This is a genomic window from Arthrobacter sp. B0316-1-20 (genome assembly GCF_059091865.1).
The window spans coordinates 63,527-82,439 of the sequence record NZ_JBNHHC010000011.1 but is presented as its reverse complement, the minus strand read 5'-3'; the positions used below and the strand labels follow the sequence as shown (position 1 = coordinate 82,439).

Annotated in this window: 18 protein-coding genes and 1 tRNA gene; 10 read left to right on the top strand and 9 right to left on the bottom strand. The window is 65.5% G+C overall.

What is annotated here, in order from left to right:
- Window positions 1–104 precede the first annotated feature (104 nt).
- Window positions 105–187, top strand: a tRNA-Leu gene (locus tag AC5RW2_RS18975).
- 119 nt (window positions 188–306) lie between these two features.
- On the top strand, window positions 307–687 hold the full coding sequence (locus AC5RW2_RS18970) for a VOC family protein (RefSeq protein ID WP_493963604.1): 381 nt from the start codon (window positions 307–309) through the stop codon (window positions 685–687).
- A gap of 136 nt (window positions 688–823) precedes the next feature.
- Here AC5RW2_RS18970 and AC5RW2_RS18965 read toward each other — a convergent pair whose 3' ends face one another.
- Complete coding sequence (locus tag AC5RW2_RS18965) at window positions 824–1,216, bottom strand: DUF5997 family protein (RefSeq protein ID WP_493951750.1); 393 nt, start codon at window positions 1,214–1,216, stop codon at window positions 824–826.
- A gap of 36 nt (window positions 1,217–1,252) precedes the next feature.
- Here AC5RW2_RS18965 and AC5RW2_RS18960 point away from each other — a divergent pair, with 36 nt between their 5' ends.
- From AC5RW2_RS18960 to AC5RW2_RS18950, 3 genes are read left to right on the top strand one after another with little or no spacing between them, the layout of a single operon-like run.
- Entirely contained in the window at window positions 1,253–2,062 is an 810-nt protein-coding gene (locus AC5RW2_RS18960; RefSeq protein ID WP_493963603.1) for a LysR family transcriptional regulator substrate-binding protein, read from the top strand.
- A gap of 51 nt (window positions 2,063–2,113) precedes the next feature.
- Window positions 2,114–2,893, top strand: coding sequence for an inositol monophosphatase family protein (locus AC5RW2_RS18955; RefSeq protein WP_493963602.1), 780 nt, complete (start codon window positions 2,114–2,116; stop codon window positions 2,891–2,893).
- A gap of 39 nt (window positions 2,894–2,932) precedes the next feature.
- Window positions 2,933–3,730, top strand: coding sequence for an enoyl-CoA hydratase/isomerase family protein (locus tag AC5RW2_RS18950; protein WP_493951753.1), 798 nt, complete (start codon window positions 2,933–2,935; stop codon window positions 3,728–3,730).
- A gap of 22 nt (window positions 3,731–3,752) precedes the next feature.
- On the opposite strand, the gene AC5RW2_RS18945 is transcribed toward AC5RW2_RS18950, so the two are convergent.
- Both AC5RW2_RS18945 and AC5RW2_RS18940 read right to left on the bottom strand, forming a co-directional pair.
- On the bottom strand, window positions 3,753–4,178 hold the full coding sequence (locus tag AC5RW2_RS18945) for a hypothetical protein (RefSeq protein ID WP_493963601.1): 426 nt from the start codon (window positions 4,176–4,178) through the stop codon (window positions 3,753–3,755).
- A 90-nt stretch (window positions 4,179–4,268) separates the two neighbouring features.
- Entirely contained in the window at window positions 4,269–5,942 is a 1,674-nt protein-coding gene (locus AC5RW2_RS18940; RefSeq protein ID WP_493963600.1) for a nuclease-related domain-containing DEAD/DEAH box helicase, read from the bottom strand.
- 224 nt (window positions 5,943–6,166) lie between these two features.
- On the opposite strand from AC5RW2_RS18940, the gene AC5RW2_RS18935 reads away from it, so the two are divergent.
- Window positions 6,167–6,901 (top strand): SRPBCC family protein, encoded by a 735-nt coding sequence (locus AC5RW2_RS18935; protein ID WP_493963599.1) that lies wholly within the window; start codon window positions 6,167–6,169, stop codon window positions 6,899–6,901.
- Window positions 6,902–6,942: 41 nt separating this feature from the next.
- Here the strand turns inward: AC5RW2_RS18935 and pstS are convergent, their stop codons facing one another.
- Both pstS and AC5RW2_RS18925 read right to left on the bottom strand, forming a co-directional pair.
- A complete protein-coding gene (pstS, locus tag AC5RW2_RS18930) occupies window positions 6,943–8,058 on the bottom strand; it encodes a phosphate ABC transporter substrate-binding protein PstS (RefSeq protein WP_493963598.1) in 1,116 nt (371 codons plus the stop codon).
- A 40-nt stretch (window positions 8,059–8,098) separates the two neighbouring features.
- Window positions 8,099–9,604 carry an FAD-dependent oxidoreductase gene (locus AC5RW2_RS18925; RefSeq protein ID WP_493963597.1) on the bottom strand — a complete coding sequence of 502 codons (1,506 nt, stop codon included), beginning with the start codon at window positions 9,602–9,604 and terminating at the stop codon, window positions 8,099–8,101.
- A 121-nt stretch (window positions 9,605–9,725) separates the two neighbouring features.
- Here AC5RW2_RS18925 and AC5RW2_RS18920 point away from each other — a divergent pair, with 121 nt between their 5' ends.
- Window positions 9,726–10,292: a cysteine hydrolase family protein gene (locus tag AC5RW2_RS18920; protein ID WP_493963596.1), complete on the top strand. Its 567-nt coding sequence runs from the start codon at window positions 9,726–9,728 to the stop codon at window positions 10,290–10,292.
- 9 nt (window positions 10,293–10,301) lie between these two features.
- Here the strand turns inward: AC5RW2_RS18920 and AC5RW2_RS18915 are convergent, their stop codons facing one another.
- On the bottom strand, window positions 10,302–10,892 hold the full coding sequence (locus AC5RW2_RS18915; RefSeq protein ID WP_493951760.1) for a TetR/AcrR family transcriptional regulator: 591 nt from the start codon (window positions 10,890–10,892) through the stop codon (window positions 10,302–10,304).
- A gap of 293 nt (window positions 10,893–11,185) precedes the next feature.
- Here AC5RW2_RS18915 and AC5RW2_RS18910 point away from each other — a divergent pair, with 293 nt between their 5' ends.
- Entirely contained in the window at window positions 11,186–12,799 is a 1,614-nt protein-coding gene (locus AC5RW2_RS18910) for an MFS transporter (protein WP_493963595.1), read from the top strand.
- Window positions 12,800–12,887: 88 nt separating this feature from the next.
- Here AC5RW2_RS18910 and AC5RW2_RS18905 read toward each other — a convergent pair whose 3' ends face one another.
- Window positions 12,888–14,363 carry an MDR family MFS transporter gene (locus AC5RW2_RS18905; RefSeq protein WP_493963594.1) on the bottom strand — a complete coding sequence of 492 codons (1,476 nt, stop codon included), beginning with the start codon at window positions 14,361–14,363 and terminating at the stop codon, window positions 12,888–12,890.
- Between the two features lie 102 nt (window positions 14,364–14,465).
- Window positions 14,466–14,939: a MarR family winged helix-turn-helix transcriptional regulator gene (locus AC5RW2_RS18900; protein ID WP_493963593.1), complete on the bottom strand. Its 474-nt coding sequence runs from the start codon at window positions 14,937–14,939 to the stop codon at window positions 14,466–14,468.
- Window positions 14,940–15,075: 136 nt separating this feature from the next.
- Between AC5RW2_RS18900 and AC5RW2_RS18895 the strand changes: the two genes are divergently transcribed.
- The gene (locus tag AC5RW2_RS18895; protein ID WP_493951764.1) at window positions 15,076–15,318 is read left to right on the top strand and encodes a DUF2630 family protein; all 243 of its coding nucleotides are present in this window, start codon (window positions 15,076–15,078) and stop codon (window positions 15,316–15,318) included.
- Window positions 15,319–15,382: 64 nt separating this feature from the next.
- Here AC5RW2_RS18895 and ku read toward each other — a convergent pair whose 3' ends face one another.
- The gene (gene ku, locus AC5RW2_RS18890; RefSeq protein WP_493951765.1) at window positions 15,383–16,231 is read right to left on the bottom strand and encodes a non-homologous end joining protein Ku; all 849 of its coding nucleotides are present in this window, start codon (window positions 16,229–16,231) and stop codon (window positions 15,383–15,385) included.
- A gap of 83 nt (window positions 16,232–16,314) precedes the next feature.
- Between ku and AC5RW2_RS18885 the strand changes: the two genes are divergently transcribed.
- Window positions 16,315–18,882: an ATP-dependent DNA ligase gene (locus AC5RW2_RS18885; protein ID WP_493963592.1), complete on the top strand. Its 2,568-nt coding sequence runs from the start codon at window positions 16,315–16,317 to the stop codon at window positions 18,880–18,882.
- The last annotated feature ends 31 nt before the right edge of the window (window positions 18,883–18,913 follow it).

Genomic DNA, 18,913 nt, shown 5'->3' with positions numbered 1-18,913 from the left:
CCCGATTGGGAATTTGGGCCTGTTTCACGCTACTATTGATCTCGCTGTTCTTGAGGAATGCGAACCGGGAAAAACGGTTCCATCCGGCGGGGCATGCGAAATGCGCGCGAGTGGCGGAACGGCAGACGCGCTGGCTTCAGGTGCCAGTGTCCGAAAGGGCGTGGGGGTTCAAATCCCCCCTCGCGCACGCAGAACAAGAGCCCCGGTCTTCGGATCGGGGCTCTTGCCGTTAACATCCGGTTCGATCGTGCAGGACCACGCAGCCGCACCTTTCTTGAGATGGCGCGACCGGATAGTGTGCCAGCCATGCGCATCAAGATGACCAGCATCCACGTCACGGATCCGGCAGCCGCCTTCACCTTCTACACCGAGGTGCTCGGCTTCCAGGAGCTGATGGCCCTGCCCGAATTCTCCCTGTTCATCGTTCAGTCGGCCGAGCCGGGCGAAGGTGCAGGGCTGTTGCTCGAACCCAGTGACAATCCGATCGGCGCGGCCTACCGGCAAGGGGTGTACGACGCCGGGATGGCCGCCATCGTCTTCGGCACGCCGGATGTACAGGCCGATTACGAGTGGCTTACCGCCGCCGGTGTGCGGTTCACCGGCCCACCGGCTCCGGACCCCTCCGGCACCCTGGCCGCCGTCTTGGACGACGGCTTCGGCAACCTGATCCAGCTGCACCAGGACTGAACCGGGCCTAGGCCTGCCGGTACTAGGCCCGCAGGTACTTGAGCACGGCCAGGATGCGGCGATGGTCCCCCGGCGCTGCCGCAAGCCCCAACTTGCCGAAGATGGCGGTGATGTTCTTCTCCGCGGCCCGGGCGGGTCAGGCCTGCTTGCCAGCTTCCTTCACGCGCTGCTCTTCCTTCACGCGCTGCTCTTCCGCGCGAACGGCGGCAAAGGAGGCGCGCTCGGCAACCAGCCACTGGGGCGGATCCTGCAGCAGCGCGGTGATCTCCGCCGTCGTCAGCGCCTCGGTGACGCCGCCGCGTGCCAAACCGGAGATGGAGACGTTGAGCTTGCGGGCCACCTCGGGCCGTGGATGCGGGCCGTTGCGGCGCAGGTCGGCCAGCCACTGGGGCGGATCCGCCTGCAGTTTGTTGAACTCCTCACGCGAAATCAGGCTGTCCTGGAACTCCTGCGGGGCCGCGGGCAGGTAAATGCCCAGTTTCTTGGCGGCCGTGGCCGGTTTCATGGACTGGGACGTTTTCGCGCTCATGAGCCCAGCCTATCCGCCCTGCGCTACGGTGATGAAGTGCAGGATGCAGACCACGAGCCGAAAACGCCGGCCTCGCCCGCCGGACTGAAGGTTGGCTACGTCCCGGGCGTGACGCCGGGGAAGTGGACGCGCCGTTGGGTTGAGCGGTTGCCGGACATCCCGCTGACCGCTTTCCCCTGCGCACAGGACGAACAAACCGCCATCCTGCGCGACGGCCGGGCAGACCTGAGCTTCGTGCGGTTGCCGGTAGACCGCGAGGGCCTGAGCGTGATCCCTTTGTACGCGGAACAGCCGGTAGTGGTCGCGCCGAAGGAACATGAGATTGCCCTGTACGACGACGAGGTGCCCTACCAGGAGATCGCGGGCGAGAACTTCCTGGACCCGGAGGAAATGGGTGGTGCCAAGACCGGCATCGAGGTGGTGGCCTCCGGGGCCGGGCTGATGATTTTGCCGATGTCCGTGGCCCGGCTCTACAACCGCAAGGACGTGGTGTACCGGACGGTCACTGACCAGCCGGAAACGCAGATTGGCCTTGCCTGGCTGGCGGACCGGACGGACGCCGCCATCGAGGAGTTCATCGGGATTGTCCGGGGCCGCACCGCGCGAAGTTCGCGCCAGCCATCGGTGCAGGAACAGCAGGAGAACACCAAAGGCCGCAAAAAGACGGCTCAGAACGACGGCGGGGCCTCCGGCGCGGCTAAGGGCGGCAATGCGGGCAAGGGCTCCGGCGCGAGGCGGGAACGCGGTTCCGGGCCGGCGGCGGGCAAGCAGTCCGGCCAGGGCAAGGGCAATCCCGGCGGCGGTCGCACGCCCAAGGGCCGCGGACCGCGGCGCGGACGGCGGTAGCGTCCGTCCGCTGCATGCCGGGTCCACGGCCGTGTTGGCTAGGCTTCAGTCATGACCGTGAGCAGCCCTGACCATCTGGACGATACCGATCTTGCGGCCTGGCTGGTGCGCGCCGCCGGCACCCTGGCCAACGGAATGCGGTCGGGGGTGACCACGTTCGAGGAGAAGACCAGCATCTCCGACGTCGTCACCGCTGCCGACCATGCCGCGGAGAAGCTGGTGGTGGACACGCTGCGCGAGCTCCGGCCGGACGACTCGATTCTGGGCGAGGAAGGCTCCAGCCACCAAGGAACATCGGGCCGGACCTGGGTGATCGACCCGGTGGACGGGACCTACAACTTCTTCACCGGAGGCCATTATTGGTGCTCCGCGCTGGCATTGACCGACGACGCCGGGTCCCGGCTGGGGGCGGTCTACCATCCCGCAGAGGACGCGCTGTGGCTCGGCGGGCGGGACCTGCCCACCGCCCGGAACGGCCTGCCGGTGGCGGAGATCGCCAGCGCGCCGCTGGCGGCAAGTTGCGCCTCGGCGTACCTGCATCACACCTACTTGCGGGACGAGGCCGCGGGCGAACCTTACCTGCGCACGCTGCTCGGTTCGGCCACCTACCGCAGTTGGGGGTCCGCCTCCTGCGAGCTCGCCGCCACCTCCGCCGGACTCTTTGGGGTTTGGTACCAGCAGGGGCTGCCGGACTGGGACTGGCTACCAGGCCAAGCCTTGGTGGAAGCGGCAGGCGGATCCTCCGCCGTCGTGGAAGTGGACGGCTATCGTTGGTCGGTGGCAGGCGGCCGGCAGCAGGTGGCCGAGGCGGTCAGCCTGTTGCAGGGGTGAATCGGGTTGCCGCGCCGGCCGGCGTGGCATAGTGGGGCTGTGGAAAAGACCTACGAAACCATTCAGCTGGAATGCCTCGGCGAATTAGCCACCATTGTCATTAACCGTCCCGGTTCGCTCAACTCGCTGAACACCCAAGTGGTGGACGACCTGGCGCAGTTCGTCGCCGACATCCGGTCGCCTGAAGGCCAGGAAGTCCGCAGCATCCTGATTACGGGCGCCGGCGAGAAAGCATTTGCAGCCGGCGCAGACATCCGCGAGCTGTCGTCGATGGGGCCAGACGAAGCAGAGGCGCACAGCGCGGCAATGCAGGACCTCACCCGCGTGCTCGAGACCCTGGACCTCCCCGTGATCGCCTGCGTCAACGGGTTCGCTCTGGGCGGGGGCTTGGAACTGGCACTGGCCTGCGACTTTATCTACGCCACGGAGAACGCGAAGTTCGGCCTCCCGGAAGTCGGGCTGGGCCTCATTCCCGGCTTCGGGGGCACCGTTCGGTTGCCGCAGCGGATCGGCGCCGGCCGGGCAAAGGAACTGATTTACACCGGTCGCAGCATCAGCGCCACCGAAGCGCTGCGGATCGGCCTGGCCAACGCGGTCTTCGCCACCAAGGACGACATGCTGGACGCTGCGGCCGCTACCTGCCGTGAGATTTCCGCAAAGTCCCCGGCCGCCGTCGCCAATGCCAAGCGGACCGTGGATGCGGCCCTCGGCATTCCCACGGCAGAGGGGCTTCAGGTGGAGCGCCGGGCCTTCGGGCAGGCCTTCACCACGGAAGATTCGCGGATCGGCCGGGACGCCTTCCTGGACAAGGTGGCGCCCGCCTTTACCGGGCATTAAAGGCGGGCGCGGGTAGCGGCGCTCAGCGGGTGGCGCGGTGCCACGCCGGATCGTACTGGGTGGCGAGCCGGGCCAGGGTCAGTGCCGCCAGCATCAGGCCGAAGTCGCGCAGTGCCACGTCGTAGAACCCCGACAGTGTCAACAGGTTGATGATGATGCCGGCCAGCCACAGGGCCACAACATAGGCGGCGTAGCGGGGCTTGATCCAGACCAGGATGCCGGCGGCGATTTCGATGACGCCGACGATCAGCATGGCGGTATGGGCGCTGAAGGGGAGCAGGTTAACGACCCACGGTGCCAAATACTGTTCCCAGTCGGTGAGCAGGTTGAAGAACTTGTCCAACCCCATCAGGATCGGCAGGACGGTGAATCCCAGCCTCAGCATCCAGAAGGCGCCGTAGGCGGGCTCGGTCCGGACCCGCTGCAGCGTTGGAGTGATGGTAGCCATCGGAACCTCCGGTAAATTCTAAAAACCGAATAAGTATTTTTAGAATCCTCCGTCTTGACTCGAAAGTCAATGGCCGCCTGGTTGCCCTCGCTAATGCTCCGGATGCCACGCTTCGGCCTGCGTGAGCCGCTTGATCATCGCGGGGCCGCCGATGCTGGACAGGATCGAACGCTCGCCGACGATGACCAGCAGGCTCCGTGCGCGGGAAGCCCCCACATAGAGCATCTCGCGGGCCCGCTCCGGATCGGCGAACCCGTTGACTGCCAGCACCACCACGGATCGTTCCAGGCCTTTGAAACCCAGCACGTTTCCATAGAACACGTCGCTGTCGTCGAAGAAGGCGTCCCAGTATCCTCGCCAGCCCAGCGCATCCACGTCCTGCTGCTGAACCGGGTGCTTTCGCTTGGTGGTCAACAGGGCCACCTGCTGCGGGGCCCAGCCTTCACGCTCAATCAGCTGATTGACGGCATCGTCAGCCCGTTCAATGACGGTGCCGGCCGTTGCTTCCACTATCCGGATCCGGGCGCCCGAAAGGCCCCGGGGGATGGCCAATTCGTTGGACAGCGCGCCGGACAGCGCCGCGATTTGCTTGGTGTTTCTCAGGTTCTCGTTCAGCACGAAGGGCGGCGCCTCGATCGGCGGCCGGCCCTCGCGGCCGAAAATACGCTGGTCGTCGTCCATGAAGACATACAGCCCGCCGGCAGCGGGATCCTTCAGGCAGACCAGGACGGATTCCCACCAGAGAGCACCGAAGTCCTGGCCTTCATCAACCACGATGGCATCGAAGAGCTCCCGGTCCGGCTGGATCTTGGCCAGGCGTTTGAGCGTCCGGGGCAGGTAATGCTCGTAGTACTGGTTGGTCAGCAGCCGGGGGTCCAGCGGATGGTGCGCGCCCCAGCGCACCGGAAGGTCGTGGAACATGCCAACGTGGGCGGGACGGTCGGCCGGTTTCCAGCCTGCGGTTTCCGTCTCGAAGTAGCGGGCCAGGCCCCGGCTGTAGCAGAGCAGCGCCACCCGCTGTCCGGTCCGGGCCAGCCGCCGGGCCTGCTCCAGGGCCAGCCAGGTCTTGCCGGTTCCGGCTCCGCCGATGATCCGCGCCCGCTGCTGGTTTTTGAGGACATCAAGGATCGCCGCTTGGTCACGGGTCATTTGGTCGGCGCGGCCTTCGTGTTCTGCCGCCGCGGAGAGGGCTCCGTTGCCGGGCAGCGGTCGGGTCAGCTGTGCCAGGATGCGCTCGGCGACGTCGGGGGTGGTTTCGCCGTCGCCGTCGCCGTGGAAGTTGATGGCCTCCCGGACAGCATCGTCCGGATACTTCAGGTCCTGAGCGCCGATCACCATGGCGCGCCTCAGGCCGGGAATATCCCAGTGCCGGGGCACCGACGTGTAGGGAAATGCCAGCAGGTGCGTGAAACGGACCTGCCGGCCGAGCCCCAGCTGGGCGCCGAGATAACGCTGGAGCATGTGCCGGCCGTCTTGGACTTGGACCAGCGGGTCTTTGATCCGGTGTTGCTGGCCGTTGCTGGCCTGGTACCACTGCCCCGCGTCGTAGCTGACGTGTCCGCCTTTGACTTCGATGGCTGCTATCCCGACGCCCGGCCAAATGACGAGCAGATCGATTTCCCGCTCGGTGCCGTTTTCGATGAGGTTGACCGAATGCAGCAGCGCTGCGGACGGCGGAAGCGTACGCACCAGCGCGTCCCAGACCTCCCGTTCGGCGTGCCTGTCCCGGCCGAACTCAGGCTGTTCCGGAAAACAGCGCGGCATACCGCCCCCTCAACATCAACACAGTGGTTTACCACACAGACTACCCAATGCACGTCACCGGTCCGCCGCCGCCGGCACGGGCGAGACTGCGGCAGGCATCGGCGTCGACTGCTCAGCAAGCGTGGCAATTCGTTGCCGTGCCACCGACCGTTATGTAGCGTTAAGCCAAGTGGCAGCTGAAAGCGGCGCACGCGGCGCCGTTCCTCAGCGGATTGAGGATGATCATGGCAACTGTAGATGAAACCGTCGAGATCGCCCGGCCCGCCCAGACGGTCTACGCCGAATGGCTGCGCTTCGAGTCCTTTCCCTCGTTCATGCACGGCGTGAAGTCCGTGATCCGGACGTCAGACACCACCCACCACTGGGTCACGAAAGTCGGCGGTGTGCGACGCGAATTCGACACCACCGTGATCGAGGAAGAGCCCGGACAGCGGATGGTCTGGACCTGCGAAGGCGGCGTCAGGCACCGCGGGACGGTGACCTTCGGAGTGGTCGACGCCAACACCACTTCTCTGCACGTCCACATCGACTGGCAGCCGGGTTCGCTGCTGGAGAAGGCCGGGTCCGGGCTGGGCTCGGACCACCGGGAAGTGCGTAACGAGCTGTGGCGCTTCAAGAATTTCGTGGAGTCCGGCGGGTCGGAAACCCATGATGTGGACGGCAAGGAATTCTACGGCGGCACCTTTGCAGGTGGGTTCCCGCCACAGACAACGGCGCAGCGATACCTCCCCCGGAACGAGGACGCCAACGCCTACAGTTGGGAACCGGACATCAGCGAGGCGGAGCGGGAGCGCCGGAGGCTGCTGCACCTCAGGAAGCATAGGGAGGCCCGGGAAGGCCACGGCGAGGCCCGGGAAGGCCACGACGAACCGCGCGAATGGGCCGACGATCCGATGCTGGACGACCCCGCGCTGCGCGAACCACGGGCCAAGGACGAGAGCTCAGGTGCAGGCAGCTAGCCGCGCGGACACAGCCTGAAGCCAGCTGTCCGGAACCGCCGTTAGGAACGTGCGCTGATCCGTTCGACCGACTCTGCAGCCCGCTGCGACAGCTCCTCGGACAGCGGTGCACTCTTGGCGGAGTTCGCTGCATCTGCCTGGCCTTCGGGGCTCAGTACGTATTGCCCGAAAGCCTTCACCAGATCCACCTTGTTCTGGTCCTCGTACGTGGTGCAGTAGATGTGGTAGGACACCAGCATCAGTGGGTAAGCTCCGGCCGCGGTAGTCGCCCGGTCCAGTTCCAAGGCCAGATCGTGCGCCGGCCTGCCCTGGACCTGCTTGGCCTGGTCGAGCGCCGTGGCGGCTGCTTCTGCGCTGACCGGGACAAAGCCATCGCCGACTTTGAGGCTGGCCTTGCCCAGTGGGGCTCCGACGGCTGAATCGTCGGCGTAGGTCACGGCGCCTTTGGTCCCGGCCGCCATGCTGACGACGCCGGTGGTTCCCTGGGCGTTTTCGCCGGCGTATTCAGCGGGCCAGGTGTCGCTCGGCTCTGCCGTCCACGTGTCAGGCACAACGGCATGCAGATATTCGGTGAAGGTCTCCGTGGTGCCGGAGTCCTCCGAGCGGTTCACCGGCGTGACCGGCAGGTCGGGCAGGTCAACGTCCGGGTTGTGCTTGGCGATCGCGGGGTCGTTCCAGGACTTGATCTTTCCCTGGAAGATCTTTGCGATGGTCTCCGCGTCCAGATTCAGTTCGGTGATGCCGGGGAGGTTGAACGCCACGGCGATCGGTGAGATGTACGCCGGGACGTCGAAGGCGCCCTCGGGGCCGCAGACTTTCCGCGACCGCTCCAATTCCTCGTCATCCAAGTAGGCGTCCGACCCGGCGAAATCGACGGCGCTGGCCAGGAAAGCGGTGCGGCCGGCACCCGAGCCGTCCGGCGAATACTGCACCTGCGCGTCGGTGTGGAGCAGGCCGAAACCGGCCACCCAGGCATCCATGGCGGCATTCTGGGACGATGCTCCGGCTCCGGTCAGGGTGCCGGACAGCGTAGAGCCTTGTTGCGCGGCGGACTCTTGCTCCGGACCCAGTGGGTAATCGGAACCGCAGGCGGCCAGGGACAAGGACATGAGGGCGGCGGTCCCTAGGGCGGCCGCGCGGTGTTTCAGCTCAGGCATCCGGACTAGCGTACCCGTGCGCTGGCGCGAACCCAAGGCGCTAGCGTCCCTCCAAGTCCTTGACGGCCGGTCCTTCCAGTACCTTTCCGTCGGCACTGAAGCGGGACCCGTGCAGCGGGCAGTCCCAGCTTGCTTCGGCATCGTTCCAGGACAAGACACCGCCCAGATGCGTGCACACCGCACTGATCCGATGCGTGGCGGAATCCACGGTGCACACGCCGACCGGCCGCGCATTCTCCCGGACCACCGTTCCCTGTCCCTCAGGCGGTGCAGTCTGAGTGGTCCGGGTTAGCCCGCCCAGCCATCCGGTCAGCAGTTCCAGTCCGACAGACACGTTGGTTTCGGCCGTGCTCGCGGCATCCCGGCCGGAGATGCGGGATTTGTAGAGCTCCTTGGCCCAGTGGTTGTCGCCGCCCAAGATCGAGGCCGAGAGTGCCAGCGCAGCGGCAACCCCGTTCGTCATGCCCCACTTGTTGAAACCGGTGGCCACCAGGATCCGCTTTTCGCCGGGTAGGACAGGGCCCACATAGGGCAACGCCCCGGCCGGTTCATAGTCCTGGGCGGACCAGGTGTGCGTCGGCTCGGCGCCGGGAAAGTGCTGTTGGGTCCAGCGGACCAGGTCTTCGACATGTCCGCGTGTGTGGCTCTGCCGCCCCACCACGTGGCCGTTGCCGCCGGCCAGCAAGAGCTCCCGACCGCCGTGGCGGGCCGTGCGCAAAGAGCGGGTGGGCGCGTCGATGGACAGGTACATTCCGGTCGGGATGTCGCCCGGGACGGTAAAGGCGGCTGCGTAGGACCGCTTGGGCGTCAACACGCCGAAATGGCCCCCGCGGTTGAGCATGGGTGTCCCGGTGGCCAGCACCAGGGTCCCGGTCTGGACGTCACCCAAGCCGGTTCGCACCGTAACGGTCCGCGCCGCGGTGCCGGCGCCGCCGTCGTTCGCACGGCCGACGCCGGTGACCCGCATGCCCTCGAAGACCAAGCCACCGCGGCCGCGCAGTTCGGCAACCAACGCGGCGAGTAGGCGCATCGGGTGGAGCTGGGCCTGGTTCGTTAACCGCAGCATGCCGGTCACTGCGAACGGCAGCTCGGCGGAGCCGGACACCGTTTCCACTGCCAGGCCCGCCGATTCACTGGCACGCTGCTCGGCAGCCAGATCGTCCGCGCCCTGCGGGGTAGCGGCGTAGGTGTAGGCGTCGCGCCGGTCGTATTCCACCTGGTGTTCGTCGCAGTACCGCAGAATCCACGCCTGCGCTTCTTGCTGTCCAGCAACATAGGCCGCGGCGGTGGCGGCATCGTGGTGGCTGGTGATGCGGGAGAGTTGGCCGCCCTGCAGCAGGGACACTTTGGCGGTGGTATGGCCGGTGGTTGCCGCGCCCACGGACCGGGCCTCCAGCACCGCGACCCGCTGTCCGGCCCTGGCAAGCAGCACCGCAGTGGCCAGTCCGGTCAGACCCGCTCCGGCTACTACCGAATCGAACCCGGACTGGCCGGTATACGTATCCACGGCAATCCCGTCCGCGGTATCTAGCCAGAGCGAATGCATCGATGCTGTCCTTTCGGCCTGTACTACACACCACACCCTGTCCCTGCTGGCGCGTCAAGGCCCAAATGCACCGGACACCTGACAGGATGGAAGCAATGACGGCCGGCGGAAGGCGGAGGGCATGAAAACTGCGGTACTGATGATCGATTTGCAGAACGCGTACTTCGAAGACCCAGCGTTGGCCAGCCGGCAGGAAACCGTGGTGGAGGCGGCAAACCTGCTGATCAAAACCGCGACGGCGGCGCAGGTACCGGTGCTGCTGGTCCGCACCGAGCACCAACGCGATCGGTCCACCTGGACAGTGAGCATGCTTGATGATGACCAGGGCTTCATCTTCGAGGGCACCGAACAGGCCGACCTCCTGCCGGGGCTGCAGGCGGACGGGCTGGAGAGCATCGTCAAAACCCGCGATAGCGCGTTTTTCGGTACCGACCTGGCCGAGCGGCTGCGCCGTGACGGGGTGGAACGACTGGTACTCGCGGGCGTCGCCACACACAATTGTGTCGCACAGACGGCGGCCGATGCGTTCGCCCACAACTTCCGAGTGGTCTTCGCCAAGGACGTCATGGCCTCGACGAATGAAGACTATGCCGACTCCATGATGCAGATCCTCAGCGAGGAGTACCGCCAACCGGTATTGGGACGGGGCTCGATAGCAGAGCTGCTGGCCGGAGCCCGCGAACGCTGACCTGCCCGCCTAATCCTCCGAGAGCAGATGGCACCAGGAGTCCGTCAGTGTCTCCAAGCAGGTCTCTCGGTCCACGAACCAGCCGGTGCTGATCCAGCGCTGGGACAAGTATTCCAACTGGCCGAAGGCAAGCACGCAGCGGATTTTGCGGCTGGTCGGGTCAAACCGGTCGGCCCGGTCCAAGCCGGCCGTCATGTCTGCGGCTACGTCGCGGAACCAGTCCTCCAGCGTGGTGGCGACTTCGGGCTCAATCGGGGCCGCCTGATAGACCGCGTGAAGATAGGGGCGGGTCGCCTCCCACTGGTCGAACTTGCGGTTGATCCAGGTCCGGACCAGATCTCGCTTGCCCAGCTCAACCACGGTTGACAGGGACGGGTCGTCCACGCTGGTGAGGATGGCGTCCACTGTCTTGACCACCTCGCCCATCAATTGCGCCTTCGACGCGAAGTGCAGGTAGAAGGTGGTCCTGGTGGTGCCGGCGCCCGCCGCGATGTCGTCGATCGTCGTGGCCGCATAACCCTTCGACTCGAAGAGCTCCAGACCGGTGTCCAAGAGGAGCTGCCTGGTCTGCTGTTTCTGGACTTCGCGGAGTGTTGCCATGCGTCACAGGATAGTCGTTGGCGGCGCCGTCTCCTGACAGCGCGAATGTACGGCACGGAGAGCGGCTCCGCCGGAACGCCTGCCGGGCGCGGGATGACGCGGATCTTTGCCGCTTTAAGGTCGAAAACGACGCTAAGCACATTCACTTGACACAGTGTTGTCTGAATCACTAGTGTAGGCGCCATCACAGGGTCTGTTGCCCGCCGTCACACTCAGCAGCACCGTCGCGCAGCAGTCACAGACGCACAGGCACGCCCAAGTGCTACCCCGTTCCGCATCAACAAGGAGTTCCTATGAGTCAGGGCCAGGAGACCGTTTCGTCGCCGCAGTCCTTCCCACCGCCGCAGGCGCCGCCGGTGGACACCCCGCCGGCCCGCACGAAGGGCACCCTGGCTGCCGCCTCGCTGGCAGTGATGGTGGCGCAGGTCGCCAACGCACTGCCCGGCGCCCTCAACGGCGAGTTCCAGTTGACCTTCAACACCTTCGGTTCCCAGCTGACCTGGATCACCGCGGCCTTTATGATTCCGGTGGTGGTCTTCGAACTGACCTTCGGTGTGCTTGGCGACAAGTACGGCCACCGCAAGCTAGTCCTCGGCGGTGCGGTGCTGGTCATGATCGGTTCGGTCATCTGCGCGATTTCACCGACGGTCCAGGCCATGTGGATCGGCTCGGCCATCAATGGTCTCGGCGCAGGCGCCATCTTCCCCGCGTCACTGGCGCTGGTCGCGTCGGTGGCACGGACGATGCAGGAACGCGTGCGGGGCATCGCGATCTGGGCAGGCTTCCTGTCCGCCGGTTCGGCCCTGTCACCCTTGCTCGGCGGAATGTTCGCCGGCTTCGGCTGGTGGCGCGGCGCCTACGCCGTCGTGGTGCTCACCGGCCTTGCCGCCCTGCTGCTGACCGCCCTGCGTTCAGCCGAAGCCAAGGTGGCGCGGGAACGCCGGCTGGACATCTGGGGCCAGATCACCTTCGCGCTGGGCCTCATCCTGATTCTCTTTGGCCTGGTGCAGGGCCCGGAAGACGGCTGGACCGCCTCCCACGTGGTGGCTGCCCTGGTCGCCGGTGCCGTCCTGCTGGCCGTCTTCGTGGCCATCGAACTGCGGGTGGAATCCCCGTTGCTGGAGCTGAGGCTGTTCCTGAACCGCCAGTTCACCATCTCCTCGATCGTTGCCGTGGTCGGCATGTTCGCTTTCCTGGGCGCCTGCTTCTCCACGAGCATGTGGCTCGGACCGGTCCAGCACCAGAACCCGCTCTACCTCGGCCTGCTGTTCCTGCTGCTGCAGGGCCCGGCGTTCGTGTTGATCCCTGTGCTTTCCCGGCTACAGACGCGGGTTTCCTCCCGCTGGCTGATGACCTTCGGATTCCTGGCCATGGGCGTCGGCGCCCTCATCAATTCCCACGCCGACGTAACCAACCGCGACGTAACCACCTTCATGCTGCCGTCCCTGCTGGTCGGTCTGGGCTTTGCCTTCACGTTGAGCCCGATGACTGCCGTCGCCGTGAACTCGGTGCCGCGGGAGATGACCGGCATGGCCAGCGCCACCACCAACCTGCTGCGCGACCTCGGCTTCGCCCTGGGTCCCGTGCTGGTGGGCGCCATCGCACTGTCCGCCGCGGGCGGCCAACTGATGGCTTCGCTGCAGACCTCCGGTTTGGCGCCGGACCAGCTGGGCCCGGCAATTGGCATTGCCGAAGCCGGGGGCCCCATCGCGCTCAACAGCATCCCGGATGGCGTTCCCGGATCGGGCGCCAGCCAGTTGGCGCTCGAGGCGTTGGGCAGAGGATTTACCCAAGCCTTCCTGGTGGTTGCCATCGCAGCCCTAGCCGCGGCCTTGCTCAGCTTCTTCGGGCTGCACGGCGTCCGCGAGACCGATCAGGAGCCAGCAGCAGTGGTAACCGACGCCTAGTCCTCCTCGCCCTGAGCAGATGAGGAAGCCGGTCACTCCCAGTGGAATGACCGGCTTCCTTGCACCGAGCGGACGTGATCCGCGGCGCTTAGTGCTCTGCGTCCGGCTGCAGGCGGCGCACGAACGGGGCGCACACGACGGCAACGAGGCCTAGGATGCCGCCCACGGTGAAGGCGACCCGCACGCCGTCGACGAGGGCAACGTTGTCCGCGATGCCGCTTGCAGCGGCCATCGTGGTGCCGATGGTCATGGCCGCGATCAGCACCGCGGTGCCCGCTGCACCAGCCAGCTGCTGCAGCGTGTTCATGATGGCACTGCCGTGGCCGTACTGCGCGCGCGGCAGGGCGCCCAGGGCAACGGTCATCAAAGGCGTCATCAGCATGGCCATGCCGATGCAGAAAACTGTATGGAAAGCGATGATCATGGCGATCGAGGTGTCAATGTGGACGCTGCCCAGCAGCCACTGTCCGCCGGCCAGCAGGACGGCGCCCGGAATGACGATGGGGCGAGGTCCGACCTTGTCGTAGATGCGTCCGACGATCGGGGAAACGATGCCTTGGATCAACCCGCCCGGGAGCAAGGCCAATCCGATCGTCAGTGTGCCCAAGCCCATGCCGTTCTGCATGAAAATGGGCATGACCATGACGGTGCCCAGCATGGTTGCCATGGCGATCATGACGATGACCACCGAGATGCGGAAGTTGTGCACCTTGAACGGGCGCAGGTCCAGCAAGTCCGAATCCGTCTTGCGCAGGGCGCGCTGGCGGTTGATGAACAGTACCAGCGCGATGATGCCGACAACGAGGGAGACAATCGGCGCCCAGGCACCTTCCATCAGGTCGGCAATGGAAGAGAGCGCGTAAACGATGCCGCCGAAGGCGAAGGCGGACAGCATGACCGAGAGGACATCCAGCGGAGCCTTGCGGGTTTCCTTTCCGGTCTTGATGGCGAAGACGCCGAAGAGGAACACGATGACGGCAACCGGGATCATCAGTCCGAACACCCAGCGCCAGTTCAAGGAGTTGATAATGGCACCGGAAAGGGTGGGACCGATCGCTGGAGCCACGGAAATCACTACGGAATTCAGGCCCATCACCGTGCCTCGGTGCTGGACCGGGACGGAGGTCAGCGTGGTGGTCATCAGCAGCGGCAGCATGATCGCAGTGCCGCTGGCCTGGATGATGCGTGCGATGAGCAGGACTGCGAAGGTCGGCGCAATGGTAGCCAACGCCGTGCCCACGATGAACAGCAACAGCGCGGCGACGAAGAGGCTCTTGGTGGTGAAACGCTGGAGCATAAAGCCGGTGGTCGGAATGACAACGGCCATGGTGAGCATGAAGCCGGTGGTCAGCCACTGCGCGGTGGTGGCCTGGATGCTCAGATCAGCCATCAGGTTGGGCAGGGCGACGGTCAGGACTGTCTCGTTGAGGATCATGATCAGCGCTGACAACACCAGCGCGGTGATCACCGCGGCGATGCGCTTGGGCGAGATCCTTTCAGGCTCTACGGCCTGTGCCGCCGCCACTTCTCCGGGCGGAACTTTCTCCTCTAGGACGTCTTTCATGGACACCTTTTCTGTTGCGTTGGTGGGGCGAGCAGCCCAGCGAAGTATTACTTACAAAAGTATAAGTATATTTCCCGGAGAGTTGTAGCGACGCGGGCGGGCTCAGCTCGGTTCGCCGATCAGGACGGCCAGGCGCTGGAGGGCCGGTAGGCTGCCCGCGAGCTGCGTTTGCTCCTCGGGGCCGAGTTTTGCGGCTGCGGCGCCGAGCGCTTCCGCCCACGCTGTCTCCAAGAGGGTTCTGATGCGCTGTGATTCCTCAGTGGGGTGCAGCGTGACGTAGCGTTTGTCGGCCGCGTCGCGGATGCGGGTCACCAGGCCGCGGGCAACCAGTTCGCGGAGCTGTGTGCTGACGTTGCTAAATTGACGGTCCAAGCGGGCGGCGACTTCTGCGACGGTGATACCGGGCTGGGACTCGATGACGCGCATGATGTCCACCATGCCGTTCGGAAGCAACGGAATCCCGGCGTTCTCATGCGATTTGCGACGCACATCGGACGAGATGTCGATCAATGCCACGGCCAGCTGGCGGTGGTCCACGGCGTGGCCCTGCACGGCGCCGGGCTGGGTGCTCTCCATCCCACAAGCATAAGATGCGGGGCTCGGCAGGACGCCGGACGGGAGTCGGGACCCTCACCTCCAGTCATCGAGCATGACCCTAGCCCGCGGGCAGTGTGCGACGTAGCCTGAGGTGAACCGCCAGGAGGGACGTGCCATGGACCAGGACATCCAGAAATACATCAGCGCACTGGTTGAGAAGGAACAGCAACTGCGGGACTCCATGCCGGACGATCCGGACAAGGCCTCGGCCCGTGCCACTGAACTTCGCTGGTTGGAGGAGCAGCTGGACCAGTGTTGGGACCTGCTTCGCCAGCGCCGGGCCAAGCGCAAGGCCGGCGAGGATCCCGGCGAAGCGGAGACCCGGCCGGTGGACGAAGTGGAGCACTACCGCCAGTAGCCGCGGTCCACGCTGAGCCAGCAGCGGCAGGCGCCGCCCCGCCGTCGTACGCTCGGGGCGGGAGTCAGGCGCCCTTGGTGGATTTGGATCCCGACTTCTTCTTGGCCGGGGCATCGGAGGACGATTTGGCCTCCCGGTTCTTTTCCACGCTGCGGCGCAGGGCCTCCATTAGGTCCAGCACCTTGCCGCCTTCTTCCGCTTCCTCCTCGCCGAAGGTCTTCTCCGTGTCCAGCGCCTCGCCCTGCTCCAGCTTCGCCTCGATCAGGGTACGAAGCTGTTCCTGGTACTCGTCGGTGTAGTCGGCGGGGGTGAAGTCCGAGGAAAACGAATCCACCAGTGCCGCCGACATCTCCTTTTCTTTGGCGGAGATCCGTACCGATTCTTCCAAAGACGGAAAACTCGCCTCCCGCACTTCGTCCTCCCAGAGCAGGGTCTGGAGCATCAGGACCTTGCCGCGGACGCGCAGCGCCGCCAGCCGGGTCTTTTGCCGCAGGGCGAACTGGACAATGGCGGTGCGGTCCGTCTCCTCCAGCGTCCGGCGCAGCAGGACGTACGCCTTGGTGGACTTCGAATCAGGCTCCAGATAGTAGCTGCGGTCGAACATGATCGGATCGATCTGGTCGCTCGGCACGAACTCCACGACTTCGATTTCGCGGCTCTTTTCCACCGGCAGCGACTTGAAATCCTCGTCGGTGATCACCACCGTGTGCTCGCCGTCGTCGTACGCCTTATCGATGTTCTGGTAGTCGACCGTCTTGCCGCAGACCTCGCAGCGGCGCTGGTACCGAATACGGCCGCCGTCCTTGTCATGGACCTGGTGCAGGCTCACATCGTGGTCTTCGGTGGCGCTGTAAAGCTTGACCGGCACGTTGACCAGCCCGAAGGCCACGGCTCCCTTCCAGATGGCTCTCATGGCACTAGTCAACACCCGCGGGCAGTACAAAGCCAGAGGCAAGCCACTAGCCAAAGCGGGCAGGCGGCGGAGAGACTGGCGGTATGGCCACCCGGAAATCCAGTCAGCAGGAGACCGTCACGGTTGACGGGCACCGGCTCAGGCTCACCAATTTGGACAAGGTGCTGTATCCGGAGACCGGGACCACCAAGGCAGAGGTCATCGCCTATTACTCCGAGATTGCCGAGTACCTGATTCCGCATGCGGCCGACCGGCCGGTGACCCGAAAACGGTGGGTCCACGGCGTGGGTACCGCAGCTGAACCGGGCCAGGTGTTCTTCCAAAAGAACCTGGACAAGTCCGCACCCGACTGGGTTCAGCGGCACGCCATTGAACACAAGAGCAACACCAACGTCTACCCCTTGGCCAATGACCGGGCCACGCTGACCTGGCTGGCCCAGATTGCCGCCTTGGAAATCCACGTTCCGCAATGGAAGTTTGGTCCGCGCGGCAAGATCAACAACCCGGACCGGATGGTGCTGGACCTTGATCCGGGCGAGGGCGCGGGTTTGCCGGAGTGCGTTGAGGTCGCATTCCTAATCAAGGACATTTTGGAGGGGATGGGGCTTGACCCCAGGCCGGTCACGTCCGGCTCCAAAGGGATCCACCTCTACGCCGGGCTGGACGGCAAGCAGACCTCGGACGAAGTCAGCCAGGTGGCCCATGAACTGGCGCGCCTGCTGGAGGCCGACCATCCGGACCTGGTGGTCAGCGACATGAAGAAGTCGCTGCGCACGGGCAAGGTGCTGGTGGACTGGAGCCAGAACAACTGGGCCAAGACCACCATTGCCCCGTACTCGCTGCGTGGCCGCCCGCACCCTACCGTGGCAGTGCCCAGGACCTGGCAGGAACTGCAGGACCCGGGCCTTACCCATCTGGACTTCCAGCAGGTGCTGGAGCGGGTCAAGCAGATCGGGGACCCGCTCTCCGGCATGGCCGGCGGCAGCGCCGACGAAGAGTCACTGGCCGCGGCGCCGGCGTCCGACCGGCTCAGTACCTACCGCTCCATGCGCGATCCGGACCGCACACCCGAACCGGTGCCGGCAGCCATTGAACGCAGGGAATCGTCGGACGAACCGGTTTTCGTGATCCAGGAACACCACGCACGCCGACTGCACTACGACGTTCGGCTGGAGCACAGCGGGGTGCTGGCGTCCTGGGCCGTGCCCAAGGGGCCGCCGACCACAACCGGCAAGAACCATCTGGCCGTCCAGACCGAGGACCACCCAATGGAATATGCGACATTCCAGGGCACAATCCCTCAGGGCGAATACGGCGCCGGCGTGATGACAATCTGGGACAGCGGCACCTATCAAGTGGAGAAGTGGCGGGACGGCAAGGAAGTCATCGTGGTGCTGCACGGGCGCCCGGATGGCGGTTTGGCCAACGACGGCGGTCCGGCCGGCGCGCGCCGGTACGCCTTGATCCACACCGGCGGCGAGGGCGGCAAGAGCAACTGGTTGATGCACCTGATGAAGGACCAGCCGCGCGCTGAACCCGGGACGGCGCAGGGCGTACCGTCAAAAACGAAGGACAAGGACAAGGACAAGGACAAGGACGAGCGGGCGGCCGGCGCGCCGGCGGCGCCAGCCGGCACCGGCTCCGGCTCCGCGCCGGGGAACGTTGATATGCCCCGGCCGGTAAAACCCATGCTGGCGGTCCAAGGTACGGAGGCCTCCATCGACGAGGAGGACGGCTGGGCCTACGAGATGAAGTGGGACGGTATCCGCGCTGTCGCCGTCGTGGCGGAGGGCCAGGTGCAATTGATCAGCCGCAATGGCCAAGACATGACCAAGACCTACCCGGAGCTGGCCGACCTGCCGGATTATCTGCTGGCCCAAACCGCGGTGCTGGACGGGGAAATCGTCGCGCTCGACGCCAAGGGACGGCCGGACTTCGGCCGGCTCCAGAACCGGATGAATCTGGTGAAGGCAGCGGACATCGAGCGGGCGGCCAAGAAGTATCCGGTGGAGTATTTCCTCTTCGATTTGCTGGAATTGGACGGATCAGCAACGCTTGGGCTGGAATACTCCCAGCGGCGCGAAATCCTCAACGAAGCGGTGGAGACTCCCCAGGACGGACACATCCAAGTTCCGCCGGCACTGGACGCCGCCGTGACGGAAGCCGTCGCGGCCAGCCGGGAGGTCGGCCTCGAGGGGATTATTGCCAAGCGCACGGACAGCAACTACGCGCCGGGCCTGCGGACTAGGAGTTGGATCAAAATCAAAAACCAGCTGACCCAGGAAGTGGTCATCGTGGGCTGGCGGCCGGGCAAGGGGTCCCGTGCCCGCAAGGTTGGCTCCTTGCTGGTGGCCGTGCCCGACGGTGTGGAGCTGAGCTACCTTGGCCGCGTCGGTTCCGGCCTGACCGAACGGGAACTGGCCGAGATCGGATCCCGGCTGAAGAAAATGTCCCGCAAAACCCCGCCGCTGGAAGGCGTGCCGTCGGCGGATGCCTCGGATGCGCACTGGGTCCGGCCGGCGCTGGTCGGCGAGGTGCAGTTCAGCGAACGCACCGAGGCCGGAAAGCTGCGACATCCAGTCTGGCGGGGCTTCCGGCCGGACAAGAAGCCGTCGGACGTCGTCGTCGAGATTCCGCAGCTTCAGCCCTGACGAGTCGGAGCCGAACGCTTAAAAGTTTTTG